This is a genomic window from Rhodoferax ferrireducens (assembly GCF_003347515.1).
In the GTDB taxonomy this organism is placed as follows: domain Bacteria; phylum Pseudomonadota; class Gammaproteobacteria; order Burkholderiales; family Burkholderiaceae_C; genus Rhodoferax.
Genome location: NZ_QEII01000204.1, coordinates 1 through 525 on the forward strand (window position 1 = coordinate 1; position 525 = coordinate 525).

At 54.9% G+C, this 525-nt stretch carries 1 protein-coding gene; it reads left to right on the plus strand.

Annotated elements, in window-relative coordinates:
- A partial coding sequence (locus C5P05_RS02735; protein ID WP_232834320.1) for a LysR substrate-binding domain-containing protein occupies positions 1-472 on the plus strand: 472 nt, incomplete at its 5' end.
- Positions 473-525: the final 53 nt, after the last annotated feature.

Sequence of the window (525 nt, forward strand, 5' to 3'; positions counted from 1 at the left end):
GACTGTCGATCTGGAGACTGGTGTCATTGCGAACACGATGGGTCCGGAACTGCGTACCCAGGCCCTTTTCCGAGATCGTTTTATCGGCGTCGTGCGAATGGGACACTCGCTAAGTGACGGCGAGCTAAGTCCAGCCAGGTATGCGACAGGTCGGCACATCGGTATCTCGCGCCAGGGCCTCGAAATGGGTCCAATTGATGAAGCCATGAGCGCGCTCAGTCTGGAAAGAGAGATTGCCACCACCGTCGGTGGATTTTCGACTGCGGTGGCGATGGCCCGTGCGTCAGATTTAATTGCAAGCGTTCCGGAACGCCATACGGGAAATTTACGTGCAGGAATGCATACTTTCACGCTTCCATTTGCGACCCCCGAGTTCACCGTATCGCTTCTTTGGCATACCCGGTTTCACGCAGATCCGGCGCATCGATGGCTACGTGGAGTTGTTCTGGAAATATGCGCTTTGACACACTGACCGAGGGTACGACGCTATCTGGATCTCCACGTAACTACTGCCGTTTTGCATAT